Source organism: Citrobacter sp. R-1.5.2, assembly GCF_035064245.1.
Classification (GTDB): domain Bacteria; phylum Pseudomonadota; class Gammaproteobacteria; order Enterobacterales; family Enterobacteriaceae; genus Citrobacter.
The window spans coordinates 398099-423596 of sequence record NZ_JASEYC010000003.1 but is presented as its reverse complement, the minus strand read 5'-3'; the positions used below and the strand labels follow the sequence as shown (position 1 = coordinate 423596).

At 51.9% G+C, this 25498-nt stretch carries 17 protein-coding genes and 2 pseudogenes; 10 read left to right on the top strand and 9 right to left on the bottom strand.

Going from position 1 to position 25498, the window contains the following annotated elements:
• Positions 1-3: 3 nt before the first annotated feature.
• The 3 genes from pqiA to rlmKL are packed head-to-tail and all read right to left on the bottom strand — an operon-like array spanning position 4 to position 5300.
• Positions 4-1257, bottom strand: a complete 1254-nt coding sequence (pqiA, locus tag QMN38_RS08875) for a membrane integrity-associated transporter subunit PqiA (protein ID WP_271457408.1) — start codon at positions 1255-1257, stop codon at positions 4-6.
• A gap of 14 nt (positions 1258-1271) precedes the next feature.
• On the bottom strand, positions 1272-3179 hold the full coding sequence (locus QMN38_RS08870; protein ID WP_271442107.1) for an ABC transporter ATP-binding protein: 1908 nt from the start codon (positions 3177-3179) through the stop codon (positions 1272-1274).
• Positions 3180-3191: 12 nt separating this feature from the next.
• Positions 3192-5300, bottom strand: a complete 2109-nt coding sequence (gene rlmKL, locus QMN38_RS08865) for a bifunctional 23S rRNA (guanine(2069)-N(7))-methyltransferase RlmK/23S rRNA (guanine(2445)-N(2))-methyltransferase RlmL (RefSeq protein WP_323604857.1) — start codon at positions 5298-5300, stop codon at positions 3192-3194.
• 98 nt (positions 5301-5398) lie between these two features.
• On the opposite strand from rlmKL, the gene QMN38_RS08860 reads away from it, so the two are divergent.
• A complete protein-coding gene (locus tag QMN38_RS08860; RefSeq protein WP_323604856.1) occupies positions 5399-6505 on the top strand; it encodes a YcbX family protein in 1107 nt (368 codons plus the stop codon).
• On the opposite strand, the gene zapC is transcribed toward QMN38_RS08860, so the two are convergent.
• Together zapC and pyrD are read right to left on the bottom strand one after the other, a co-directional pair.
• Complete coding sequence (gene zapC / locus QMN38_RS08855; protein WP_271442110.1) at positions 6502-7044, bottom strand: cell division protein ZapC; 543 nt, start codon at positions 7042-7044, stop codon at positions 6502-6504. The two genes, QMN38_RS08860 and zapC, sit on opposite strands and share 4 nt — an antisense overlap.
• Before the next feature lie 166 nt (positions 7045-7210).
• Positions 7211-8221, bottom strand: a complete 1011-nt coding sequence (gene pyrD, locus QMN38_RS08850; protein WP_101742829.1) for a quinone-dependent dihydroorotate dehydrogenase — start codon at positions 8219-8221, stop codon at positions 7211-7213.
• Between the two features lie 242 nt (positions 8222-8463).
• Between pyrD and ssuE the strand changes: the two genes are divergently transcribed.
• From ssuE to ssuB, 5 genes and pseudogenes are all read left to right on the top strand, one after another.
• Complete coding sequence (gene ssuE / locus QMN38_RS08845) at positions 8464-9039, top strand: NADPH-dependent FMN reductase (protein WP_061381850.1); 576 nt, start codon at positions 8464-8466, stop codon at positions 9037-9039.
• The gene (locus QMN38_RS08840) at positions 9032-10006 is read left to right on the top strand and encodes a sulfonate ABC transporter substrate-binding protein (protein WP_271449328.1); all 975 of its coding nucleotides are present in this window, start codon (positions 9032-9034) and stop codon (positions 10004-10006) included. Before ssuE ends, QMN38_RS08840 begins: the two co-directional genes overlap by 8 nt.
• Positions 10003-11147 (top strand): annotated as a pseudogene (gene ssuD, locus QMN38_RS08835) (FMNH2-dependent alkanesulfonate monooxygenase). Before QMN38_RS08840 ends, ssuD begins: the two are co-directional and overlap by 4 nt.
• Positions 11148-11158: 11 nt before the next feature.
• Positions 11159-11950: an aliphatic sulfonate ABC transporter permease SsuC gene (gene ssuC / locus QMN38_RS08830; RefSeq protein ID WP_323604855.1), complete on the top strand. Its 792-nt coding sequence runs from the start codon at positions 11159-11161 to the stop codon at positions 11948-11950.
• Positions 11947-12714: an aliphatic sulfonates ABC transporter ATP-binding protein gene (ssuB, locus tag QMN38_RS08825; RefSeq protein ID WP_271457400.1), complete on the top strand. Its 768-nt coding sequence runs from the start codon at positions 11947-11949 to the stop codon at positions 12712-12714. The genes ssuC and ssuB overlap by 4 nt, the downstream gene beginning before the upstream one ends.
• A 104-nt stretch (positions 12715-12818) precedes the next feature.
• Here ssuB and pepN read toward each other — a convergent pair whose 3' ends face one another.
• The gene (gene pepN / locus QMN38_RS08820; RefSeq protein ID WP_271457399.1) at positions 12819-15431 is read right to left on the bottom strand and encodes an aminopeptidase N; all 2613 of its coding nucleotides are present in this window, start codon (positions 15429-15431) and stop codon (positions 12819-12821) included.
• 265 nt (positions 15432-15696) lie between these two features.
• On the opposite strand from pepN, the gene pncB reads away from it, so the two are divergent.
• From pncB to aspC, 4 genes and pseudogenes are all read left to right on the top strand, one after another.
• The gene (pncB, locus tag QMN38_RS08815) at positions 15697-16899 is read left to right on the top strand and encodes a nicotinate phosphoribosyltransferase (protein ID WP_271449323.1); all 1203 of its coding nucleotides are present in this window, start codon (positions 15697-15699) and stop codon (positions 16897-16899) included.
• Positions 16900-17064: 165 nt separating this feature from the next.
• Positions 17065-18465 carry an asparagine--tRNA ligase gene (gene asnS, locus QMN38_RS08810; RefSeq protein WP_202039013.1) on the top strand — a complete coding sequence of 467 codons (1401 nt, stop codon included), beginning with the start codon at positions 17065-17067 and terminating at the stop codon, positions 18463-18465.
• 613 nt (positions 18466-19078) lie between these two features.
• Positions 19079-20155 (top strand): annotated as a pseudogene (gene ompF, locus QMN38_RS08805) (porin OmpF).
• Between the two features lie 183 nt (positions 20156-20338).
• Positions 20339-21529 (top strand): aspartate transaminase, encoded by a 1191-nt coding sequence (aspC, locus tag QMN38_RS08800; RefSeq protein WP_137382832.1) that lies wholly within the window; start codon positions 20339-20341, stop codon positions 21527-21529.
• A gap of 53 nt (positions 21530-21582) precedes the next feature.
• Here aspC and QMN38_RS08795 read toward each other — a convergent pair whose 3' ends face one another.
• From QMN38_RS08795 to ldtD, 3 genes are all read right to left on the bottom strand, one after another.
• The gene (locus QMN38_RS08795) at positions 21583-22230 is read right to left on the bottom strand and encodes an MBL fold metallo-hydrolase (protein WP_271440653.1); all 648 of its coding nucleotides are present in this window, start codon (positions 22228-22230) and stop codon (positions 21583-21585) included.
• 28 nt (positions 22231-22258) lie between these two features.
• A complete protein-coding gene (gene mepK / locus QMN38_RS08790; RefSeq protein WP_003831948.1) occupies positions 22259-22807 on the bottom strand; it encodes a peptidoglycan L,D-endopeptidase MepK in 549 nt (182 codons plus the stop codon).
• Between the two features lie 176 nt (positions 22808-22983).
• Positions 22984-24735, bottom strand: coding sequence for a L,D-transpeptidase (ldtD, locus tag QMN38_RS08785; protein ID WP_323604854.1), 1752 nt, complete (start codon positions 24733-24735; stop codon positions 22984-22986).
• Between the last annotated feature and the right edge of the window lie 763 nt (positions 24736-25498).

Genomic DNA, 25498 nt, shown 5'->3' with positions numbered 1-25498 from the left:
CTGTCAGGACTCCTCATGGCCTGGTTCTGGTTCACGGTCCCACGACAGACGTGGATCAAACGTCATCGCAGAAAACATTGTCATAATGACGACTAAAGCAAACATCAAAGCACCCATTGCAGGATAAATGTTCATCAACCCTCCCATACGCACCAGCGCTGAGAGCACCGCAATAACAAAAACGTCGATCATTGACCAGCGACCGACAAATTCCACCACCTCATAAATCAGGTGCATACGTTCGCTGTCGCGTTTGCCATGCCCTTTGGCATCCCAGCATAGCCAGGCGATCGCGATCATTTTCAACGTCGGCACCAGAATACTGGCGATAAAGATAACCGCAGCCACGGGATAAGAACCTTCGCTCCAGATTAAAACCACACCCTCAAGGATGGTTGACGGCAGCTTTGACCCGAGCAAATCGGTGATCATAATCGGCAGAATATTGGCGGGAAGATAAAGCATGATCGACGTGAACAGTAATGCCAGTGTCCATTGCAAACTGTTTTTACGTCGCACATAGCCTTTCGTTTGACAGCGCGGACACACCAGCTCTTCAGCCGGAAGAATAGCTGTGCAACAGGAGCAGGAACGCAATCCTTGCCGGATACCGGGTACGCCTGGCTTTAAGACCTGTTTGATAGCCGGCATAGGCGCAATATCATCCCACAGCCAGCGACGATCAACACACTGGAATGCGCGTAACTGGAGAAGGCAAAAGAAGCACCACGGGATGAAACTACTGCCCACACCGATATCGCCATAGGCCATGAGCTTAACAAAACTGACCAGCACGCCCGCGAGGAAGATTTCCGCCATTCCCCAGCTTTTTAACTGGAACAAGACGCGCGCTAACCGCGCTTTGAGCCGCCCCGGCATCTCAACCCGATTCACCAGCAGTAAAATAGTCAGCAGGCAAAAAGCGGGAACCAGTTGCACGAAGAGCAAAAAGAAAGTGCCGAGACTGGCATAGTCTTCCGAAAAAAGAACACTGGGGATTTCCAGCAACGTGACTTCGCTGCTCACCCCTGCGACATTCATATTCACAAAGGGAAACAGGTTGGACAAAAGCAGCATAAAAAGTGCCGCTAAAACATAGGCGGTGGGACGCTGCCTTGGCGCGTCCCATTCAACAGTTAACGTAGTGCCACATCGTGGACATGCCGCTTTCTGACCATGCTCAAGGCGAGGAAGCGCCACCAGCATGTCACACTGCGAGCACAAAATATGCTTCGCGGCATGGTGATGTTCGCACATATGTGCTCCTTTAATTATGCGCCATTCTTTAAAGACTCAAGATACTCCCAGCGCTCAAAGGCTTGCTCAAGTTCTTGTTCCGCTTCGTTCAGATTAGCTAATACCTGCTGCGTTTGCTCATGCGGTTGACTGAAAAATGAGGCATCAGCCACCTGAGCTTGTAATGTTTCCAGCTTAGCTTCCAACGATTCCAGCAATGCAGGAAGCTGCTCCAGTTCGCGCTGTAGTTTATAGCTTAGTTTGCTTGTGCCGCGTTTTACAATTTCTGCTTTAGGTGCAACAGTTTCCTCAGTTTTTTTCTCAACGGGTTGTTTTAACGCCACATACTGTGTTTGTTGGCCACGTGCGTCATGATAACCGCCCACATAACGACCAATCTTGCCGCCACCTTCAAAAATCCAGCACTCGGTAACCGTATTGTCAACAAACTGACGGTCGTGGCTTACCAGCAATACGGTCCCCTGATAACCGTCAATCAACTCTTCGAGCAGTTCCAGCGTTTCGACGTCGAGATCGTTGGTGGGTTCATCGAGAATCAAAAGGTTGCTGGGTTTCAGGAACAGACGCGCCAGCAGCAGACGATTGCGTTCCCCGCCAGACAATGCACGTACCGGCGTCATCGCGCGTTTCGGATGGAACAGGAAGTCCTGAAGATAGCCCAGCACATGGCGCGGCTTACCGTTCACCATCACCTCTTGCTTACCTTCGGCAAGGTTATCCATCACGGTTTTATCCGGATCCAGTTCAGCACGGTGCTGGTCGAAATAGGCAACTTCCAGCTTCGTCCCGACGTGGATGCGACCACTGTCAGCCTGCAATTGTCCCAGCATCAGTTTAAGCAGCGTCGTTTTGCCGCAGCCGTTAGGTCCAATTAAGGCAATTTTGTCGCTGCGCTGCACCTGCGCGGAGAAATCTTTTACCAGTTGCTTCCCGTCAACCTGGTAATCAACATTCTCCATTTCGAAGACAATCTTGCCTGAGCGGCTCGCTTCTTCAACCTGCATCTTCGCCGTACCCATCACTTCACGACGCTCACCGCGCTCCCGACGCATGGCCTTCAGCGCACGCACACGACCTTCATTGCGGGTACGACGCGCCTTAATACCCTGACGGATCCAGACTTCTTCCTGCGCCAGTTTGCGGTCAAACTCCGCATTCTGTAGCTCTTCTACCCGCAGCGCTTCTTCTTTTTCCAGCAGGTACTGATCGTAATTACCCGGATAGGTCACCAGCTTGCCGCGATCGAGATCGACAATGCGCGTTGCCATATTGCGAATAAACGAACGGTCGTGGGAGATAAAAATGATCGTGCCGTTAAAGGTTTTCAGGAACCCTTCCAGCCAGTCGATGGTTTCAATATCCAGGTGGTTGGTCGGTTCATCCAGCAGCAATATGCGCGGATTGCTGACTAACGCCCGGCCCAGCGCGGCTTTACGCAGCCAGCCGCCGGAAAGCGATGCCAGCTCCATGTCTGGCTCCAGCCCAAGCTGTTCAAGTACTTCGTTGATACGGCTTTCCAGCTGCCACAGATTGTGGTGATCCAGCTGTTCCTGAACCTTCGCCAGTTCCTGCAGGTTTTTATCACTCGGATCGGTGATCACCAGATGCGAGATATCGTGGTAACGCTTGAGATACACCGCCTGCTCTGCAATGCCTTCGGCAACGAAGTCATAGACGCTGCCTTCGACATTGCGCGGCGGATCCTGTTGCAGACGCGCTACAACCAGATCCTGCTCATAAATAATACGCCCGTCGTCAAGACCCTGCTCACGGTTCAGGATCTTCATCAGCGTCGATTTGCCCGCACCGTTACGGCCTACCAGACAGACGCGTTCGTTATCCTCGATATGCAATTCTGCATTATCAAGAAGTGGCGCATCGCTGAACGACAGCCATGCACCATGCATACTGATCAATGACATTTATTTTTCCTTTCAGGCTGAGGTAATCAGCCAGCAATTGTGGATCTGACGGTTACGGGCAAAGTCCTGGGAAAGCGTTTTTTGGGTAATTTCTTGTGCTTTCAATCCCAGTTCAGCCAGACCGTCGAGATCCATACGGAATCCACGTTTGTTGTTGGAGAACATAATCGTGCCGTCTTTGCGTAGCAGACGTTTCAGATCTTTCATTAGCGCCAGATGATCGCGCTGCACATCAAACGAGTCTTCCATACGCTTAGAGTTTGAGAACGTCGGCGGATCAATGAAGATCAGATCAAACTGTTCATTGGCATCACGCAGCCAGCCCAAGCAATCAGCCTGAATTAAGCGGTGCGCACGTCCGCTTAGCCCGTTCAGTCGCAGGTTACGCTCTGCCCATTCCAGATAGGTACGCGACATATCTACCGTTGTAGTGCTGCGCGCGCCACCCAATCCGGCATGTACACTCGCGCTACCGGTATAGGAGAACAGGTTAAGGAAGTCTTTCCCTTTGCTCATCTGCCCCAACATGCGGCGTGCAATACGGTGATCAAGGAACAGGCCGGTATCCAGATAATCGGTCAGGTTGACCCACAGGCGTGCGTTATACTCGCTCACCTCAATGAATTCGCCCTTCTCGTTCATCTTCTGGTATTGGTTCTTCCCTTTCTGACGCTCACGGGTTTTCAGCACCAGTTTGTTTGGTGCGATTTCCAGTACCGACAGCGTAGCGGCAATGATGTCGAACAGGCGCTGACGTGCTTTCTGCGCATCAACCGTCTTCGGCGGCGCATATTCCTGAACCACAACCCAGTCGCCATAGCGGTCAACCGCAACGTTATATTCCGGCAGATCAGCATCGTACAGGCGATAGCATTCAATCCCTTCCTGACGAGCCCATTTTTCCAACTTCTTAATATTCTTACGCAGGCGGTTGGCATAATCTTCCGCCACTGTTGCAGGTTTACTGTCAGCGGTCGTTTCTGCAACGTGATAGTTTTTCTGTACACAGTCCAGCGGGCCATTTTTCGCTTTAAACTGTTTGTCCGCGCGCAATTGCAGACTGCTGAGCAAATCGGGTGATGCACTGAACAGCGACAGATTCCAGCCGCCAAACTGGTTTTTCATCGTGCGTCCCAGCAGGCTGTGCAGAGCAATCAATGCCGGTTCACTGTCCAGACGCTCGCCGTAGGGTGGGTTGCTGATAACAGTACCGTAAGGTCCTTTCGGCAACGGGTTGCTCAGTTTGGCGACATCTTTGACTTCAAACGTCATCAGATCGGCAATACCGGCACGGCGGGCGTTACTGCGCGCTTTTTCAATCACGCGGGCATCGCTATCTGATCCATAGAAGTGCGAGGTATAGTCCGCCAACCCTTTGCGCGCACGCACCTGTGCTTCAGCTTTCACTTCTTGCCAGACGGTTTCATCATGCTGAGCCCAGCCACTGAACCCCCAGTACCCACGGTGCAGACCAGGCGCGCGATCGGTTGCCCACATTGCGGCTTCAATCAGCAACGTACCGGAACCACACATCGGATCGAGCAGCGGCGTACCCGGCTGCCAGCCTGAACGCATCACAATGGCGGCCGCCAGCGTCTCTTTAATCGGTGCCTGACCCGCACGATCACGATAACCACGCTGATGCAGGCCGTCTCCGCTCAGATCGAGCGCGATGCTGGCAGTATCTTTGTTCAGCCAAACGTTAATGCGCAGATCGGGTGATTCACGATCTACGTTCGGACGCGGCAGGTTTTTACGAGTAAAGGCATCGACAATCGCATCCTTTACTTTCAGTGCACCGTACTGGCTATTACGAATCGTCTCGTTCAGCCCACTAAAATGCACGGCAAAGGTGGCACCAGGATTAAATATCTCTGTCCAGTCGATTGCCTGAACACCGAGGTACAGATCAAGATCGCTATAGACCTTGCACTCTCCCATCGGCAGGATAATGCGCGAGGCCAGGCGGCTCCACATCAGGCTCTGGTAAACAAGCCGCGTGTCGCCCTTAAAATGGACCCCACCCTGAACGACCTGACACTCCAATGCGCCGAGGTTTTCCAGTTCAGTTTTTAACAGCTCTTCCAGCCCGCGGGCCGTACTGGCAAACAGAGAATTCATAATGTCACTTTTACTCCGAGAAAATTGCTGCGCATTATAGCTAATATGGGCTGTATGTCATAAAGTTGAAGGCTTATTTTCATTCGAGGGGCTGTACAGTGGTCACGTTAACCCGACTTTTTATCCATCCGGTTAAATCAATGCGCGGCATTGGGCTAACGCACGCCCTGGCAGATATCAGCGGCCTTGCCTTTGATCGCATATTTATGATCACTGAACCTGGCGGAACGTTCATCACCGCCCGACAGTTCCCGCAAATGGTCCGTTTTACCCCGTCGCCATTCCATGACGGCCTACATCTTACCGCGCCAGACGGCAGCAGTGCGTTAGTGCGCTTTGCCGACTTCTCCACGCAGGATGCACCTACAGAAGTGTGGGGAAACCATTTTACCGCACGGGTCGCACCAGCGGATATCAATCGCTGGATCAGTGGTTTCTTTTCCCGTGATGTGCAGTTACGTTGGGTTGGCCCACAACTGACGCGTCGGGTAAAGCGGCACGATGGCGTACCGTTATCTTTTGCCGATGGTTTTCCCTATCTCCTGACAAACGAGGCCTCTCTGCGCGATCTGCAGCAGCGCTGCCCGGCCAGCATCAAAATGGAACAGTTTCGCCCCAACCTGGTGGTTGTAGGTGCTAGCGCCTGGGAAGAAGATACCTGGAAAGTGATACGCATCGGCGACGTTATCTTTGACGTGGCTAAACCCTGTAGTCGCTGTATTTTCACTACCGTCAGCCCAGAGAAAGGTCAGAAACATCCATCCGGAGAGCCACTGGCAACGCTGCAAACCTTCCGTACAGCGCCAGACAACGGTGATGTCGATTTCGGCCAGAATCTCATCGCCCGAAATAGCGGCGTAATTCGTGTGGGTGATGAAGTAGAAATACTGGCAACCGGACCCGCCCGGCTGTACGGCGCGGCGGAATCTGATGATACCGCTTTGCAACAACAACCCGATGCAACAGTGATGATTGACTGGCAAGGTCAAACGTTTCGCGGAAATAATCAGCAGGTATTGCTGGAACAACTTGAAAACCAGGGGATCCGTGTTCCCTACTCGTGTCGTGCGGGAATTTGTGGATGCTGCCGGATTCGGCTGGTAGAAGGTGAAGTCAGCCCACTGAAAAAATCAGCGATTGGAGATGACGGAACGATTCTTTGCTGCAGTTGTGTCCCCAAAACGGCAATCAGGCTGGAAAGTTAGACCGCCTGCTCAAGGCTGAAACTGTCGACAATTGCCTGCGGTTTCAGTCTGTCATTCATGATTTTAATCGCATCGCCAAGTTGCATGGTGCGACCGGCAATGACCACGCCCGGCTGTGCAAGCAAACACAGTGCGGCATTTTCACCCGGCTCTACCACTAACAGATTTACCTGTTCTTCAGTATCGCTTAAATAAACACAGGCAGCGTCACCGACCACTGGCGACCAGTTCGCGCCGTGCGCTACAAAGTGCCAGCTTTTTGGCATTTGCGGTTTAAGATACCGAATAGCCACCAGCGCATTTAACACCAGTTCCGCTTTTTGTTCTTTAGCTAAATCCAGGTAACGGCATTTTTCTTCGAAGGAGAAATAAAGCGCAGCGTCATCGACACAAAAACCAGACGGAGAAAATGCATCAGGCGTGAGCATTTTACGCGCAAAACGCGAGCGGAATAACATGCCATTGGCTAAATCGAGCATCATTCGATCGTGCTCTTCATCATAATACCAGCGCCAGTTATCGTCGGGTTTAATTCGCATCAGTTTCTCTCCTTTCCTTAATCATCGCCATTACGACACTATCCTTTTGCCGCTTCGTTTATTGCCCTAATAATAAAAGCTCAGAATGTTTAAATAAGCAACAGTAAAGGAATATAAAACAACCAGGGCTAGAAATAAAGCCCTGGTTGTCGGATTAAGGCATAGATCAGATATTGCTGACGATTTCTTTAATCAACGGCGGACCTTTAAAAATAAATCCCGAATAAATCTGTACCAGTGAAGCACCGGCAGCCATTTTTTCCCGTGCGGCAATCACCGAGTCGATCCCGCCAACACCAATAATCGGCAACTGCCCTTTTAATTCCTGAGACAACTGACGAATAATTTCTGTACTTTTTAATTGCAATGGTCGACCGCTCAAACCACCCATTTGGTCACAATTCTTCATTCCCTGAACAAGGGAGCGATCAAGGGTGGTATTTGTGGCAATAACGCCATCAATATTATGACGAACCAAACTGTCGGCAACTTGGATCAGTTCTTCCACAGAAAGATCCGGCGCGATCTTTACCGCCACCGGCACATATTTATGGTGGATCGCCTGGAGATCGTTTTGCTTATTTTTAATAGCCGTAAGCAGATCATCCAGAGCCTCGCCGTATTGTAGCGTACGCAGCCCCGGAGTATTTGGTGAAGAGATATTAATCGCAATATAGCCGGCATAAGCATAGACTTTTTCCATACAAATCAGATAGTCATCTTTACCATTCTCTACCGGGGTGTCTTTATTCTTACCAATATTAATCCCCAGAATACCGTCAAAATGCGATTTTTTGACGTTCTCCACCAGGTTATCAACGCCCAGGTTATTAAACCCCATACGGTTGATCAAACCTTCTGCATCAACCAGACGGAACAGACGTGGTTTATCGTTACCCGGCTGCGGACGCGGCGTCACAGTACCGATTTCAATTGAGCCGAATCCCATCGCCCCAAGTGCATCAATGCACTCCCCGTCTTTATCCAGTCCGGCAGCAAGACCGAGCGGGTTTTTAAACGTCAGCCCCATACAGGTAACCGGTTTTGCGGGTACTTTCTGGCGGACAAGCGCTTCAAGCGGCGTGCCGGTAATGCGACGTAATTGCTGGAATGTCAATTCATGAGCGCGCTCAGGATCGAGCTGAAAAAGGGCTTTACGAACGAAGGGGTAGTACATGAACTCTCCTGGATTCCCGGTGTGCAAACCGGGGGCGTATTATGTGCGATCGCGAGCAAAAAGGGAATTGACCTGCGGCAATAAATAGCAATCGTTTTCCTGCTTCTGCCGTTTTATTCATTTTTCAACTTTTCTATCCCGTATAAATCATTTCGATAAACAAAATCTCTCTGCCAGACTGCACAAATTGTTATCAATGTTAAATAAAAGCGAACAATTGGTTATAAGGGGAGATTGGAATTATGCGCGTCATTACTCTGGCGGGAAGCCCACGCTTCCCCTCTCGCTCCAGCGCGTTACTGGAATACGCCCGAGAAAAACTGAACGGTCAGGATGTCGAAGTCTGTCACTGGAATCTGCACAACTTTGCCCCAGAAGACCTGATTTATGCGCGCTTCGACAGCCCGGCGCTGAAAACCTTTGTCGAACAACTGCACGACGCCGACGGATTGATTGTGGCAACACCGGTCTACAAAGCAGCTTACTCCGGTGCGTTGAAAACGTTGCTCGATCTGCTTCCTGAACGCGCACTGGAAGGCAAAGTGGTTTTGCCGCTGGCAACAGGCGGTACCGTTGCGCATTTATTGGCCGTTGATTATGCGCTTAAGCCGGTGCTGAGCGCGTTAAAAGCCCAGGAAATCCTGCACGGTGTTTTTGCTGATGATTCACAGGTGATTGATTATCAGCATAAACCGCAGTTTACGCCCAACCTGCAACTGCGTCTGGATAATGCGCTCGACACCTTCTGGCTGGCGTTGCATCGTCGTGATGTCCAACTTCCTCAATTGAATGCTCTGCGAGGTGCCGCCCATGCTTAATCTGCTCAAGCGTCACACGCCGTGGCTGGCGTTAACCGGATTGCTGTCACTTTCAACGCTCGTCCATGCCGCAGAGTCTGCACCAGACGCGCTGCGCATAGGTTACCAGAAAGGAAGCGTCAGTATGGTGCTGGCAAAAAGCCATCAGTTACTGGAGAAACGCTACCCACAGACCAAAATCTCGTGGATTGAGTTTCCGGCAGGGCCGCAAATGCTGGAAGCACTCAATATTGGCAGTATCGATCTCGGCAGTACCGGTGACATTCCACCGATTTTCGCCCAGGCCGCCGGAGCCGATCTGGTTTACGTTGGCGTCGAGCCGCCCAAACCAAAAGCCGAAGTGATTCTGGTGCCCAAAAACAGCCCGATCCAGAGCGTTGCGCAGCTCAAAGGGCATAAAGTCGCCTTCCAGAAAGGTTCCAGCGCCCACAATTTACTGCTGCGAGCCTTACAACAGGCCGGGCTGAAATTTACCGATATTCAACCAACATATCTGACACCCGCAGATGCCAGAGCAGCCTTCCAGCAAGGTAACGTTGATGCGTGGGCTATCTGGGATCCTTACTATTCCGCCGCGTTGCTGCAGGGTGATGTGCGCGTGCTGAAAGACGGCTCAGACCTCAAACAGACCGGCTCCTTTTATCTCGCCGCGCGTCCTTATGCCGAGAAAAATGGCGCGTTTGTTCTTGGCGTGCTGGATACCTTTAGCCAGGCCGATGCGTTAACCCTCAGCCAGCGCCAGCAAAGTATTACCCTGCTGGCCAAAACCATGGGGCTGCCAGAGCCGGTGATTGCGTCTTATCTGGATCACCGCCCGCCAACGACCATCTCGCCCGTCAGCGCCTCTGTTGCCACCCTGCAACAACAAACCGCCGATCTGTTTTATGACAACCGGTTGCTGCCGAAAAAAATCGATATTCGCCAGCGTATCTGGCAACCCACTCAGCAGACAGGAGCAAAATTATGAGTCTGAACATGTTCTGGTTTTTACCTACCCACGGCGACGGTCATTATCTGGGAACGGAAGAAGGCTCGCGTCCGGTCGATCACGGCTATCTGCAGCAAATCGCACAGGCCGCCGATCGTCTGGGTTTTACCGGCGTTTTGATCCCAACCGGTCGCTCCTGTGAAGATGCCTGGCTGGTCGCCGCCTCCATGATCCCGGTCACCCAGCGATTAAAGTTTCTGGTCGCGCTGCGTCCAAGCGTAACCTCGCCGACGGTTGCCGCGCGCCAGGCCGCCACGCTCGACAGACTCTCTAACGGCCGGGCGTTATTTAACCTGGTGACCGGCAGCGATCCGCAGGAGCTGGCTGGCGACGGCGTGTTTCTTGATCACACCGAGCGCTATGAAGCTTCTGCTGAATTCACCCAGATCTGGCGTCGGCTGTTACAGGGGGAAACGGTGGATTTCAACGGCAAACATATGCACGTCCGCGGCGCGAAGCTGTTTTTTCCTCCCGTACAACAACCCGGCCGCCACTTTATTTCGGCGGTTCTTCCGATGTCGCGCAAGACCTGGCTGCCGAGCAGGTTGATCTCTATCTGACCTGGGGCGAACCGCCTGAACAGGTGAAAGAGAAGATTGAGCAAGTGCGAGCCAAAGCGGCAGCGCTTGGACGCAAGATCCGCTTTGGTATTCGTTTGCATGTGATCGTGCGGGAGACGACGGATGAGGCGTGGCAGGCAGCGGAACGTCTGATAGCCCATCTGGATGACGACACGATTGCCAAAGCCCAGGCCGCCTTCTCAAGAACGGATTCGGTTGGCCAACAGCGGATGGCCGCGCTGCACAACGGTAAACGCGACAAACTGGAAATAAGCCCGAACCTGTGGGCAGGCGTTGGGCTGGTGCGTGGCGGCGCCGGAACCGCGCTGGTCGGCGACGGCCCTACTGTCGCAGCGCGCATAAACGAGTACGCCGCGCTGGGTATCGACAGCTTTGTGCTGTCGGGGTATCCGCATCTGGAAGAGGCATACAAAGTTGGTGAACTGCTGTTCCCACATCTGGATGTCGCTATACCCGAAATTCCACAGCCACAGCGCCTGCACCAACAAGGCGAAGCGGTGGCGAACGAATTTATCCCGCGTAAAGTCGCACAAAGCTAAGGAGCCAGCTAATGGCAACACCGAAAAACAGGTGGTTATTGCGCCTCGCGCCCTGGTTTTTACCGGTGGGTCTGGTGGTGGTCTGGCAGTTCGCATCCACAATGGGCTGGCTTTCCACCCGCATCCTGCCCTCCCCGAAGGGTGTTATTGAAGCCTTCTGGACGCTTTCCTCCAGCGGCGAGCTTTGGCAGCATCTGGCGATCAGCTCCTGGCGCGCACTGGTCGGATTCTCCATTGGTGGATCGATTGGCCTGACGCTGGGACTGATTAGCGGTCTTTCACGCTGGGGAGAACGCCTGCTGGATACATCGGTACAGATGCTGCGTAACGTTCCCCATCTGGCGCTGATCCCGCTGGTGATTTTATGGTTCGGCATTGATGAATCTGCCAAGATTTTTCTCGTCGCCCTGGGCACGCTGTTCCCGATCTACATCAACACCTGGCACGGGATCCGCAATATCGATCGCGGCCTGGTGGAGATGGCACGCAGCTATGGATTGTCCGGCTTTTCACTGTTTATCCATGTGCTCCTCCCCGGCGCTCTGCCCTCGATTATGGTTGGCGTACGCTTCGCCCTTGGGCTGATGTGGCTGACGCTTATCGTTGCGGAAACCATTTCAGCCAATGCCGGTATTGGCTATCTGGCGATGAATGCCCGCGAATTTCTGCAAACCGATGTGGTCGTGGTGGCCATTATTCTCTACGCCCTGCTCGGCAAACTTGCCGACGTCAGCGCCCAATTGCTGGAGCGGGTCTGGCTGCGCTGGAACCCGGCTTACCATGTGAAGGAGGCTACCGTATGAATACCGCTCGCTTGAACCAGGGTACCCCGCTTTTACTGAGCGCCGTGACAAAAAAATACGCCGCCAATACGGTGCTGAATCAATTGGATCTGCATATTCCGGCGGGGCAATTTGTCGCCGTGGTGGGCCGCAGCGGCGGAGGTAAAAGCACGTTACTGCGTCTGTTGGCAGGACTGGAGTCTCCCACCTCAGGCGCATTACTTGCCGGAACCACCCCGTTGGCAGAGATTCAGGATGATACGCGCATGATGTTTCAGGATGCGCGTCTGCTGCCATGGAAAACGGTTATTGATAACGTTGGTCTGGGGCTGAAAGGCCAATGGCGCGATGCGGCCCGTGATGCGCTGGCCGCTGTTGGCCTGGAAAACCGGGCGGAGGAATGGCCTGCCGCTCTTTCCGGCGGGCAAAAACAGCGAGTGGCCCTCGCACGGGCATTAATTCACCGCCCTGGCCTGCTTCTACTGGATGAACCGCTCGGCGCGCTGGATGCGTTAACCCGTCTTGAGATGCAGGATCTGATTGTCTCTTTATGGCAAGAGCACGGCTTTACCGTACTGCTGGTCACCCATGACGTTAGTGAAGCGGTGGCAATGGCCGATCGCGTTTTGCTGATTGAGGACGGAAAAATCGGGCTGGATTTAACGGTGGATATTGCACGACCACGTCGGATTGGTTCGGCGCGTCTGGCAGAACTGGAGGCAGAAGTGTTGAATCGGGTGATGCAGCGTGGCGAGGCAGAACAGTCAATCCGACTGCATGGATAAACATTCAGGACGTTGTAGGCCCGGTAAGTATGAGCGCCACCGGGCATTTTGCCGGATAACGGCGTTACCGCCTTATCCGGCCTACAAAACTACAGGTCAACGTCTCAGGCTAACGCTTTGGTAATTTTCTCAAACAGGTCGCCGGAGAGATTTTCCAGACCTTTCAGCTGTTCCAACGCTGCCCGCATCTTCGCCTGACGTTTTGCATCATAGCGTTTTAGGCGAATCAGCGGCTCAATCAAACGAGATGCCACCTGAGGATTTCGGCTGTTTAGTTCGGTCAACATGTCGACCAGGAACTGATAGCCGCTACCATCTTCCGCATGGAATGCCGCCGGGTTACTACCCGCAAAGGCACCAATCAGAGAACGAATACGGTTCGGGTTGCTCATACTGAAGGAGCGATGCTTCAACAGGCCACGTACCGTCTCCAGCACGTTATCTGCCGGGCTGGTAGATTGCAGGATAAACCATTTATCCATCACCAGACCGTCATGATGCCATTTGTCGTCGTATTCCTGCATCAGCGCGTCACGACACGGCAACTGTGCTGCGACCGCCGCAGACAGCGCTGCCAGCGCATCAGTCATGTTATTCGCTTCACGGTATTGCTTGCTCACCAGGGCGTCTGCCAGTTGGGTTTCCCCAAAAGCCAGGAAGCGCAGGCAGGCATTGCGCAGCGTACGTTTGCCAATATCGGCATGCTCAACGCGATACTCATCGAGATGATTGGCGTTATAAATAGCCAGGAATTCATCTGCCAGTTCAGCAGCCAGCGTGCGGGTTAACGCTTCACGTACCTCAGCGATCGCCACCGGATCGATAATCTCAAACAGCTCAGCTATCTCGTTGACGGAAGGCAGCGTCAGGATCTCTGCCGCCAGTGCCGGATCGATTTTCTCATCGAGCAGAATCGCACGGAATGCGTCAGCAACGTGTACCGGCAGTGACAGCGGCTGCCCCTGCTGATGTCGGGCAACATTCAGCTTAATATAGGTCGCCAACAGGCTCTGAGCCGCATCCCAACGAGAGAAATCATTGCGGGCATGACGCATCAGAAAGGTCAGTTGCTGGTCGCTCCATTTATATTCCAGTTTCACCGGCGCTGAGAACTCACACAGCAGTGCCGGAACCGGCTGGAAATAAACGTTATCGAAAACAAACGTCTGCTCTGCCTGGGTCACGTTGAGTACGGAATTCACCGGGTGACCGCCTTTTTGTAGCGGGATCACTTTGCCTTCGTTGTCATACAACTCAAGGGCAAAAGGAATATGCAAGGGCTGCTTTTCAGCCTGATCCGGCGTGGCTGGCGTACGCTGGCTGATAGTCAGCGTATATTGTTCCGTTGTCGGATTATAGTCATCACGCACAGTCAGTATCGGCGTACCGGACTGGCTGTACCAGCGGCGGAAATGTGAAAGGTCAACGTTCGACGCATCTTCCATCGCCTGCACAAAATCATCACAGGTCGCGGCGCTACCATCATGACGTTCAAAGTAAAGCTGCATTCCCTTCTGGAAATTCGCTTCCCCCAGTAAGGTATGGATCATACGAATCACTTCAGCGCCCTTTTCGTACACGGTCAGGGTGTAGAAGTTGTTCATTTCAATGACCATATCCGGGCGAATTGGGTGCGCCATCGGGCTGGCGTCTTCAGCAAACTGCATGCCGCGCATGGTACGCACGTTGCTAATACGGTTTACCGCGCGAGAGCCAAGATCAGAGCTAAATTCCTGATCACGGAATACGGTTAACCCTTCTTTCAGGCTTAACTGGAACCAGTCACGACAAGTGACGCGGTTGCCGGTCCAGTTATGAAAATATTCGTGACCGATAACGCGCTCAATATCGAGATAGTCTTTGTCGGTGGCAGTATCGGTACGCGCCAGCACGTATTTGGAGTTAAAGATGTTCAGACCTTTATTCTCCATCGCCCCCATATTAAAGAAGTCCACGGCGACGATCATGTAGATATCGAGGTCATACTCCAGACCAAAACGCTCTTCATCCCATTTCATGGAATTTTTCAGCGACGTCATCGCCCATGGCGCACGGTCCAGGTTGCCGCGGTCTACATATAATTCCAGCGCAACTTCACGCCCGGAGCGGGTCGTAAAGGTATCGCTCAGCACGTCGAAATCACCGGCGACCAGCGCGAACAGATAGCACGGTTTCGGGAATGGATCCTGCCACTGCACCCAGTGGCGACCATTTTCCAGTTCGCCCTGTGCAACACGGTTACCGTTGGAAAGCAGGAATGGATACCGGGTTTTATCGGCAATAATTTTGGTGGTAAAACGCGCCAGCACGTCCGGCCTGTCGAGATACCAGGTAATATGGCGAAACCCTTCCGCTTCGCACTGCGTACAGAGCGCATCGCCGGACTGATACAGCCCTTCCAGTGCGGTGTTAGCCGCTGGGCTGATTTCATTAACGATACGCAGCGTAAAACGTTCCGGCAGGTGGCTGATGACCAGAGCACCCTCTTCTTCTTTATATTCTGTCCACGGTTCATCGTTCACGTGGATTGACACCAGGGTCAGATCTTCACCATTCAGGCGAAGGGGAGCATCAGACGCACCATGACGGACAGCCTGGCTCACTGCGGTGACCACGGTTTTTTCAGCATCCAGGTCAAAGGTCAAGTCAATATCAGTAATCTGGTAATCCGGTGCACGATAGTCGTGACGGTATTTGGCTTGTGGCTGTTGTGTCATAAAAAACCTTTAGCATCTTTTGTAGAGTCTCGGCTTCAGTCTATTCCTGTTGCGTAAATCGCGCTACGCAGAATGTTCATCTTTTCAGGCACAAACACCCTTTTTGCTACATTTTAATAACACGCGGCACGAAATGCACTCGACCAGAAAGACAGCTTATGGTGTGATCGGGGTTCAATAAATCGCTAAACAGGGTATACTCCAGCGGTTTTCTTAGTTGTTTATTGTACTAAACGCTCCCGCGAGAGGATGCTACTGCGCACCTATGACACAATTCGCTTCTCCTGTTCTGCACTCGCTGCTGGATACAGACGCTTATAAGTTGCATATGCAGCAAGCCGTTTTTCACCACTACTATGATGTACAAGTAGCGGCTGAATTTCGTTGCCGTGGCGATGACCTGCTCGGTATTTATGCCGACACTATTCGTGAGCAGGTTAACGCTATGCAGCACCTGCGACTTCAGGAGGACGAGTACCAGTGGCTCTCCGGCCTGCCTTTCTTTAAAGCTGATTACCTCACCTGGTTACGTGATTTCCGCTACAACCCGGAACAGGTTCACGTCACCAATGATAACGGTAAGCTGAACATCCGCTTAACCGGCCCATGGCGTGAAGTCATCATGTGGGAAGTCCCGCTGCTGGCGGTAATTAGCGAACTGGTGCACCGTTACCGTTCGCCAGAATCTGGCGTGCCGCAGGCACTGGCTGAGCTGGAAAACAAGTTAGCAGAATTCACTACATTAACGAAAGATGTCGACATGTCCCGCTTCCATCTGATGGATTTCGGCACGCGTCGTCGTTTTTCACGCGAAGTGCAGCAAGCTATTGTTCAGCGTCTGCAGCAGGAACCGTGGTTTGTTGGCACCAGCAACTACGATCTTGCCCGTCGTCTGTCATTAACGCCGATGGGAACCCAGGCACATGAATGGTTCCAGGCACATCAGCAAATCAGCCCTGAGCTTGCGACCAGTCAGCGCGTTGCCCTGGCCGCCTGGCTGAACGAATATCCCGACCAGCTCGGCATCGCCCTGACCGATTGCATTACTATGGACGCGTTTTTGCGCGACTTTGGCGTTGAGTTTGCAACCCGCTATCAGGGTTTGCGCCACGACTCTGGCGATCCGGTTGAATGGGGTGAGAAAGCCATTGCCCATTATGAAAAACTGGGTATTGACCCGCAAAGCAAAACGCTGGTGTTCTCAGATAACCTCGATCTGAATAAAGCGATTGAACTCTATCGCCACTTCTCTTCTCGCGTGCAGCTGAGCTTTGGTATCGGGACACGCCTGACGTGTAATATCCCCCAAGTGAAGCCGCTGAATATCGTTATCAAGCTGGTCGAATGTAACGGTAAGCCGGTAGCCAAGTTGTCAGATAGTCCTGGCAAAACCATTTGCCACGATAAAGCGTTTGTTCGTGCGCTGCGTAAAGCCTTCGATCTTCCGCATATTAAAAAAGCCAGCTAGCCTTTCCAGGGAGCCACTTTGGCTCCCTTTTCACGTTTATTTCCGAAATCTTTCACTCCAGCTACGAATTCTGCTTGTCTGATTGCAGATGCCAGGTAACATAGGTATCCCCCCATTACGGGTGGACATGTGTTTATATATCCGACTATTAACAGAGAGAATATTATGAGCGTTGTGCCTGTAGCCGACGTACTCCAGGGCCGCGTAGCCGTTGACAGCGAAGTCACCGTGCGCGGATGGGTGCGTACCCGCCGAGATTCAAAAGCTGGCATCTCCTTCCTCGCCGTTTATGACGGTTCCTGCTTTGATCCTGTACAGGCCGTCATCAATAATTCTCTGCCCAATTACAATCAGGACGTATTACGCCTGACGACGGGGTGTTCGGTTATCGTAACGGGTAAAGTCGTTGCGTCACCAGGACAAGGACAGAGCTTTGAAATTCAGGCAACGGAAGTTGAAGTTACCGGCTGGGTTGAAGATCCTGATACCTATCCCATGGCTGCGAAGCGTCACAGTATTGAGTACCTGCGTGAAGTCGCACACATGCGTCCGCGTACCAATATGATTGGTGCGGTTGCGCGAGTACGCCATACGCTGGCGCAAGCGCTGCATCGCTTCTTCCATGAGCAGGGTTTCTTTTGGGTTTCTACCCCACTGATCACCGCTTCCGATACCGAAGGTGCCGGTGAAATGTTCCGCGTGTCAACGCTGGATCTGGAAAACCTGCCACGCAACGATCAGGGTAAAGTCGATTTCGATAAAGACTTCTTTGGTAAAGAAGCCTTCCTGACAGTTTCTGGTCAGTTGAACGGCGAAACCTATGCCTGTGCACTGTCCAAAATTTATACATTTGGACCGACTTTCCGTGCGGAAAATTCCAACACCAGCCGTCACCTGGCAGAGTTTTGGATGCTTGAGCCGGAAGTCGCTTTTGCCGATCTGAACGATGTTGCAGGTCTGGCTGAAGCGATGCTGAAATACGCGTTCAAGGCCGTACTGGAAGAACGTGCGGATGATATGAAGTTCTTCGCCGAACGTGTCGACAAAGACGCGGTATCACGCCTGGAACGTTTCATTGATGCTGACTTTGCACAGGTGGATTACACCGATGCGGTAAGCATTCTGGAAAAATGCGGCAAACAGTTCGAAAACCCGGTTTACTGGGGTGTCGATCTGTCTTCTGAACATGAACGCTATCTTGCCGAAGAACACTTTAAAGCGCCGGTGGTGGTTAAAAACTATCCAAAAGATATTAAGGCGTTTTATATGCGCCTTAACGACGACGGTAAAACCGTTGCGGCAATGGACGTGCTGGCACCGGGAATCGGTGAAATCATCGGTGGTTCTCAGCGTGAAGAGCGTCTGGACGTGCTGGATGCCCGTATGCTGGAAATGGGTCTGAACAAAGAAGATTACTGGTGGTATCGCGATCTGCGTCGCTACGGTACCGTTCCACATTCCGGCTTCGGATTGGGCTTTGAGCGCCTGATTGCTTATGTCACCGGCGTACAGAACGTCCGCGACGTTATTCCGTTCCCGCGTACACCGCGTAACGCCAGCTTCTAACGCTATCGTTTTAACCTTAAAGGCCAGCACTGCTGGCCTTTTTACGTTCAGCGCATTGCTGCATTTTTCACCGTAGATGGACCCTCATCCCGCACTAAACTCAACCCGTAAATTCCCCCTTCCTGTTACGTGATATTTCACTGCAACATTTAAGAACAAAAAATAATCACTATTTTTATTGTGGATTAGCACTTCATGATCAAATAGAGCATTTATTACCCATCCGCACGGCGTTCTGGACGTCCAAAATAAGCATTTGTAAAAATGGTTCTTTTAAGCAGGGTAAGATAAAAATGTCGTTAGCAAAATTAAGTATAAGAAAATCATATAAATAGATAAAAATGAGCAAAATTCAATCGCAGGGACAGCTGAAATTTGAAGTCGTTCACAAAGTTGCATAAAAATAACATTTTGTTACACATTTTTTCTTTTTGAAACTAAATCTTTATATTTGTAGCACTTTGACAGTAGCGAAACGGTAGTTTGAATGGAAAGATGCCTGCAGACACATAAAGACACCAAACTCTCATCAATAGTTCCGTAAATTTTTATTGACGGAATTCATTGGCGGCAGTGGCAGGTGTCATATAAAAACCGATGAGGGTAATAAATAATGATGAAGCGCAATATTCTGGCAGTGGTTATCCCTGCTCTGCTGGTAGCCGGGGCAGCTAACGCTGCAGAAGTTTATAACAAAGATGGCAATAAAGTAGACATCTACGGTAAAGCTGTAGGTCTGCACTATTTTTCCAAGAACAACGGTGAAAACGCTTAAGCACCTAATGGCGATCAGACTTACGCCCGTCTTGGTTTCAAAGGGGAAACTCAGATTAACGACCAACTGACCGGTTACGGCCAGTGGGAATACCAGTTCAGCGGCAATAACTCCGAAGGCGGTGACGACTCTCAGAAAGGGAACAAAACCCGTCTGGCGTTTGCTGGTCTGAAATTCGGTGACGCAGGCTCCTTCGATTACGGTCGTAACTACGGCGTCGTATACGATGCACTGGGTTACACCGATATGCTGCCAGAATTCGGTGGCGATACTGCGGCTTCCGACCAGTTCTTCTCCCAGCGTAACGGTGGCCTCGCGACTTACCGTAACTCCAACTTCTTCGGTCTGGTTGAAGGCCTGAACTTCGCTGTTCAGTACCTGGGTAAAAACGAGCGTGATGACGTTCGTCGCTCTAATGGTGACGGCGTTGGCGGTTCTGTAAGCTACGAATTCGAAGGCTTCGGTATCGTCGGTGCATACGGCGCGGCTGACCGTACCGATGCCCAGCAAAACCCGCTTCTGCGCGGCCATGGCGACAAAGCTGAGCAGTGGGCTACCGGCGTGAAATACGATGCTAACAACATCTACCTGGCAGCGAACTACAGCGAAACCCGCAACGCAACCCGTATCTCTAACGGTTATGCGAACAAAACTGAAGACGTACTGTTAGTTGCTCAGTACCAGTTCGACTTCGGTCTGCGTCCGTCCATCGCCTATACCAAATCTAAAGGTAAGGATATCGAAGGTATCGGTGACGTAGATCTGGTGAACTACTTCGAAGTGGGCGCGACTTACTACTTCAACAAAAACATGTCCACCTATGTTGATTACATCATCAACCAGATCGATTCTGACAACAAACTGGGTGTAGGCTCTGACGACACCGTTGCAGTGGGTATCGTTTACCAGTTCTAATAGCAGACCTCTTTGCTAAATGCCTAAAAAACAGGACTTCGGTCCTGTTTTTTTATCTCCGCCAGCGTATTCTTGCGTCTTCAAAAAACACCCCTGCTTTTCGTCACTAACGGTTGGCATTTTGTAAATCTACCGTTAACCTGATAGCGGACTTCCCTTCTGTAACCACAATGGAACCTCGTCATGTTTGAGAACATTACCGCCGCTCCTGCCGACCCCATTTTGGGCCTGGCTGATTTGTTTCGTGCCGATGACCGCCCGGGGAAAATAAACCTCGGAATCGGTGTATATAAAGATGAGACAGGCAAAACGCCGGTACTGACCAGCGTTAAAAAAGCCGAGCAATATATCCTGGAAAATGAAACCACCAAAAACTATCTTGGCATTGACGGTATTCCAGAGTTTGGTCGCTGCACTCAGGAATTACTGTTTGGTAAAGAAAGTGCACTGATTAATGACAAACGCGCACGTACAGCACAGACCCCTGGTGGTACGGGTGCCCTGCGTGTGGCCGCTGATTTCCTGGCAAAAAACACCAGCGCAAAACGCGTGTGGGTCAGCAACCCAAGCTGGCCGAACCATAAGAGCGTATTTAATTCAGCTGGTCTGGAAGTGCGTGAATATAACTATTACGATGCGGCAAACCATTCACTGGACTTTGATGCGCTGCTGGCAAGCCTGGCTGAAGCACAAGCTGGCGACGTCGTATTATTCCACGGCTGCTGCCATAATCCGACCGGTATTGATCCGACGCTGGAGCAATGGCAAACGTTGGCTCAGCTGTCAGTCGACAAAGGTTGGTTACCACTGTTCGACTTTGCCTACCAGGGCTTTGCTCGTGGTCTGGAAGAAGATGCAGAAGGTCTGCGTGCATTCGCCGCGCTGCATAAAGAGCTGATTGTCGCCAGTTCCTATTCCAAAAACTTTGGTCTGTACAATGAGCGTGTAGGTGCCTGTACGCTGGTCGCTGCCGATGCAGAAACCGTTGACCGTGCCTTTAGCCAGATGAAATCAGTCATCCGTGCGAACTACTCCAACCCACCGGCACACGGTGCCTCAGTTGTCGCGACAATTCTGAGCAACGATGCGCTACGTGCAATCTGGGAACAGGAACTGACTGACATGCGCCAACGTATTCAGCGCATGCGTCTGCTGTTCGTCAACACGTTGCAGGAGAAAGGCGCAAACCGCGATTTCAGCTTTATCATCAAACAGAATGGTATGTTCTCATTCAGCGGCCTGACGAAAGAACAAGTTCTTCGTCTACGTGAAGAGTTTGGTGTTTATGCTGTTGCTTCAGGACGCGTAAACGTAGCAGGAATGACGCCAGACAACATGGCACCGTTATGCGAAGCGATTGTCGCTGTTCTGTAATCTATCGCACACAAAAAAGGCCGCAATCGCGGCCTTTTTATTTATCTGTAGTGTTACCAAACCGGCATTTCATCCTGCAGGAACGGGTTATGCAACCGCTCGTAACCCAGCGTAGAGAGTGGTCCGTGACCCGGAATAAACGTCACGTCATCACCCAGCGGTAAGAGTTTACGTTTGATCGCGTCAATCAGTTGGCTGTGATCCCCACGCGGGAAATCACTGCGCCCTACGCCACCTTTGAAAATCACGTCGCCTGAAATCAGTAACTTTGATTGTTCATCAAAGAAGACGACATGCCCAGGCGTGTGACCCGGGCAATGCAACACCTGTAAGGTTACGTTGCCGATGCTAATCCGATCGCCTTCGTTTAGCCAACGATCGGGCGTTAGCGGCTCACAGTCACCCAGGCCAAACATACGACTTTGCGCAGGCAGTCCCTGCAGCCAGAACTCATCTTCTTTTTCCGGCCCAATAACCGGTACACCATAATGCTGTGCCAGTTCTGCTGCCGCCCCAACATGGTCGAGATGACCGTGGGTAAGCAGGATCTGCATGAGCGTAAGACCGCTGGCATCCACTTCCTGTTTGATTTTCTCGGCATCACCGCCGGGATCGACCAGTGCGGCCAGACGCGTCTGCTCACACCAGATTAGCGAGCAGTTCTGGGCGAATGCAGTGACCGGAATAATACGATAGTTCATACAGCTCCTGTTTCATTAAGCTTACGGATCACCAGTGCCGTGCAGGCCCAGTATCAATATGCACAAAGTTACTGCTGGGGTAGTATCCTACACCACCTGCGCGCATAGATAACGCAGCTTTGCGAATATTACTTAATGCGATGCCTTCAATATGGAAATCCATGGCCTGTCCTTTCGTGTGGTAGCTTTTCTTTGCCACACCACGACTACGTGCACGGAGTTCGTTATTGGTATCGATGGAGCGATAGCCGGAGATCAGTTGTACGGGTTTACGCGTACCCAGCAGTCCCTGCAGACGGAAGAGTTGATCAAACAATCCCGGGTCGATGGATTTCACTTTATTCGCCCGAAAGTCACGGAAAAAGTGATTAAGTTTTGCTAATTCGTCCTGAATATAGCCCCTGCCATCAAAAAACTCTGCTTTAATTGACTCACCGGTATGCAGGTTATTCAGCGTCAATATACGCGGACGTGGGGTGGAGAGAGTTGCAAACGCAGGCGTGGGCAGGATGGCAGCGCCGAGGGCAATGCCACCAAGCGCCAGCAATTTGCGGCGATTAGCGTCAAATTTGTCCATGGTATTAAGGTCTACAGGTCAATGTTATCGTATGTATGCTCTAGCGCACGCGGGAAACCTTATCTGGCTAAGTAGTCCACGTCAAGGCTCCCAAACCCAGGAAATACGGGGCTTACAGCCATCCTGCCCCGTTTTCATCATAACTTACGACAATCATTTTCCTCGAACTGCTTCATTTATCTGATTAATTGCTCAGCTTTCGACATGATTTGTGCGCTGGATCGCGCTGTCTGATCGTAATTGTAAATATCTGTTCGATACTGCGTACGTCCATCACTTCCCACAAAGGCTGTCAGATAGTACAGGTTGACCGGAATATTCTGGCGAATATTGACATATCGCGTATCCCCTTGCTTCAGGGCATCCGAGATGCGTGTATCATTCCAGCCAGCATCCTGCAGCAGCATATTCGCCAGTTCCGAGGCCTTATTCACGCGCACACAGCCAGAACTTAGTGCTCGAGTATCCTTCTGGAACAAATTATGGTTTGGCGTATCGTGCAGATAAATGGCGTCAGAACTCGGCATGTTGAATTTATAGCGACCCAGTGAATTACGCGCGCCCGGTGCCTGCTGGAAGCGGAACGGCAGATTCGAAGCGGTGATTGTAGCCCAGTCAACCTGCCACGGATCTATCGTCTCTTTGCTGTTCCAGCCGCGCATTACAGTATACCCGTGACGCTCAAGGTACCCCGGATCGTTCCACAATTTAGGCAGTATATCCTTACGCGCCAGCGTCGGCGGCACGTTCCACGGTGGGTTTACAACCACGTTATTTAACGCACTGCTCATCATCGGTGTTTTACGATCGGGACGTCCGACGATAACACGGGAAGCCAGCACCTGATTGCCATTCTGGTAATACACCAACGAGTACGCGGGAATATTCACCATGATGCCGGTAGACAACTCACTCGGCAGCAGGCGCAAACGCTGAATATTAAGCGCCAGTACCCCTGCGCGCTGAGCAGGCGTGACATTCAACCAGTCGCGGGTTGCAGGGCCAATCGTGCCATCGGCCCCAAGCCCCTGCCATGTCTGAAAACGTTTCACCGCGTCAACAAGTTCGCGATCGTAGGCGCTACGCCCTTCTTTGGCAGAAGTACTGACACCGGCGTTCAGCATTCCGGTGCGGCGCAGAATTTCGCGCAGTGCCGGGATATCATTACTCCATTCACCGGGGCGCAACGTCGTGGTGCTGGTCAACCGTGGCCAGGGTCGCGAATCCCCCACCAGCTTCAGCAACGACTCATGCATCGCAGCATACTGTGGATGCTGAGGTGTAAGGCTGGTGATAAATGAAGTTAGCTGACCGTTGTCCAGCGCCACCTGCCATTGGTTAACAACGGAGAGCGGTGGTGTTGCCAGTGCATAAGGCTTATCGCTATAGAGCCAGCGGCTACCTTTGACGGGGATATTTGCAATGAAGTGGAGATAGCCCATCATCGCATCAGAAAGCACAGTATCACGTGCCAGACCTGTGACTGCCGGGTCAGTCAGTAACGCGACCCAGGCGTTAAACTGCGGCTGAAAACCGGCAATCGCCACCTCGGCTAACTGTTGCTGAAAGGCTTTTACCGCATCACGATTTTCCCACATCGGTTTCATTTCGCGTGCGACATACAGCAATTCCAGCTGACTCATATATACCGGCGTATAGCCTGCTGGTAGCTGAGATTGCAATTCAGCGCGAGCTTTATCCACAGATGTGCCATCGGGCAGAGACTGAATTCCCGCCATCACACCGGTCGCGTAAGATTGTACCTGCGGTTGCGATAACGCTGTAGGCTGTTCGCTGACGGCCGCAGAGCTGTCGCCAGGAATCATTTCAGGCTCATCAGCCTGCGCGTTGAACAGTGGAGCGAATGTTACGGCCAGGCACAAACTGATTGCCGACAGCCGACGACCACACATTTTATTAAGCAACATCCCTTGCCCCCTGTTTTCTTTATCATACTTTGAGTAGCCAGACCGCCTGTATTCCCCGTTACTCTCACGGGAGCGGGCCTGTAAAACGCCAATACATTCTGAAGTATGACGAGCAAGCCCGGTGACGCGTTAGGCTTACCTTCAGTATATAAACATCAAATCGTTTTTGCCTAACCTAATGTAAAGAAGTCTAAAGAAATTACACCAGGTATCATGTGTATGTCGGAAAAGAAAAAGGCGGCTTTAGCACCTAATGCTGTTCAGTTAACATTTCAGTTTCAGAAAGCATCAACATGTGTTGGCGGGGTAATGAACATGCTCTCTCAGAGAAAGGGTTCCGTTCACCTCATGTTCATCGCTTCTCTGTACACTGAACGCCAGTGAACGTGTTAAGGGTGCTATCGCCGCACCCTTAACAATCCCGGCTCCCGGCACGGAAAATTGTTGCTGCGCAATCCCCTCCGCTTATTCCTCCAGGCTACCGGGCCGGGCGCGATGCAACATCCCTGTAGCACGCACCCTGAACCCGCATCCCTGCGGGTTCTCCCGGCCTTACGGAAACACGTCGGCAATTTTCAGCCGGACCAGCCCACATCTGACCATTTCCGCCGTTTTTTCAAACAGCGAAACCGAAATACCTGAAAGTCAGAGAGTAGAAGCGATATCCTCGGTCCGGCTGAAAATCGATGAGACGTTGACGGCTGACCGGGGCTGCCCGCAGGGATGCGGGCAGAGAGGACGGCCTGCAGGGACGCAGGCTCGG

Bases quoted from the DNA above. Each gene is read 5' to 3' on its own strand.
- pqiA (WP_271457408.1), bottom strand. From the start codon at position 1,257: ATGTGCGAACATCACCATGCCGCGAAGCATATTTTGTGCTCGCAGTGT.
- QMN38_RS08870 (WP_271442107.1), bottom strand. From the start codon at position 3,179: ATGTCATTGATCAGTATGCATGGTGCATGGCTGTCGTTCAGCGATGCG.
- rlmKL (WP_323604857.1), bottom strand. From the start codon at position 5,300: ATGAATTCTCTGTTTGCCAGTACGGCCCGCGGGCTGGAAGAGCTGTTA.
- zapC (WP_271442110.1), bottom strand. From the start codon at position 7,044: ATGCGAATTAAACCCGACGATAACTGGCGCTGGTATTATGATGAAGAG.
- pyrD (WP_101742829.1), bottom strand. From the start codon at position 8,221: ATGTACTACCCCTTCGTTCGTAAAGCCCTTTTTCAGCTCGATCCTGAG.
- ssuE (WP_061381850.1), top strand. From the start codon at position 8,464: ATGCGCGTCATTACTCTGGCGGGAAGCCCACGCTTCCCCTCTCGCTCC.
- QMN38_RS08840 (WP_271449328.1), top strand. From the start codon at position 9,032: ATGCTTAATCTGCTCAAGCGTCACACGCCGTGGCTGGCGTTAACCGGA.
- ssuC (WP_323604855.1), top strand. From the start codon at position 11,159: ATGGCAACACCGAAAAACAGGTGGTTATTGCGCCTCGCGCCCTGGTTT.
- ssuB (WP_271457400.1), top strand. From the start codon at position 11,947: ATGAATACCGCTCGCTTGAACCAGGGTACCCCGCTTTTACTGAGCGCC.
- pepN (WP_271457399.1), bottom strand. From the start codon at position 15,431: ATGACACAACAGCCACAAGCCAAATACCGTCACGACTATCGTGCACCG.
- pncB (WP_271449323.1), top strand. From the start codon at position 15,697: ATGACACAATTCGCTTCTCCTGTTCTGCACTCGCTGCTGGATACAGAC.
- asnS (WP_202039013.1), top strand. From the start codon at position 17,065: ATGAGCGTTGTGCCTGTAGCCGACGTACTCCAGGGCCGCGTAGCCGTT.
- aspC (WP_137382832.1), top strand. From the start codon at position 20,339: ATGTTTGAGAACATTACCGCCGCTCCTGCCGACCCCATTTTGGGCCTG.
- QMN38_RS08795 (WP_271440653.1), bottom strand. From the start codon at position 22,230: ATGAACTATCGTATTATTCCGGTCACTGCATTCGCCCAGAACTGCTCG.
- mepK (WP_003831948.1), bottom strand. From the start codon at position 22,807: ATGGACAAATTTGACGCTAATCGCCGCAAATTGCTGGCGCTTGGTGGC.
- ldtD (WP_323604854.1), bottom strand. From the start codon at position 24,735: ATGTTGCTTAATAAAATGTGTGGTCGTCGGCTGTCGGCAATCAGTTTG.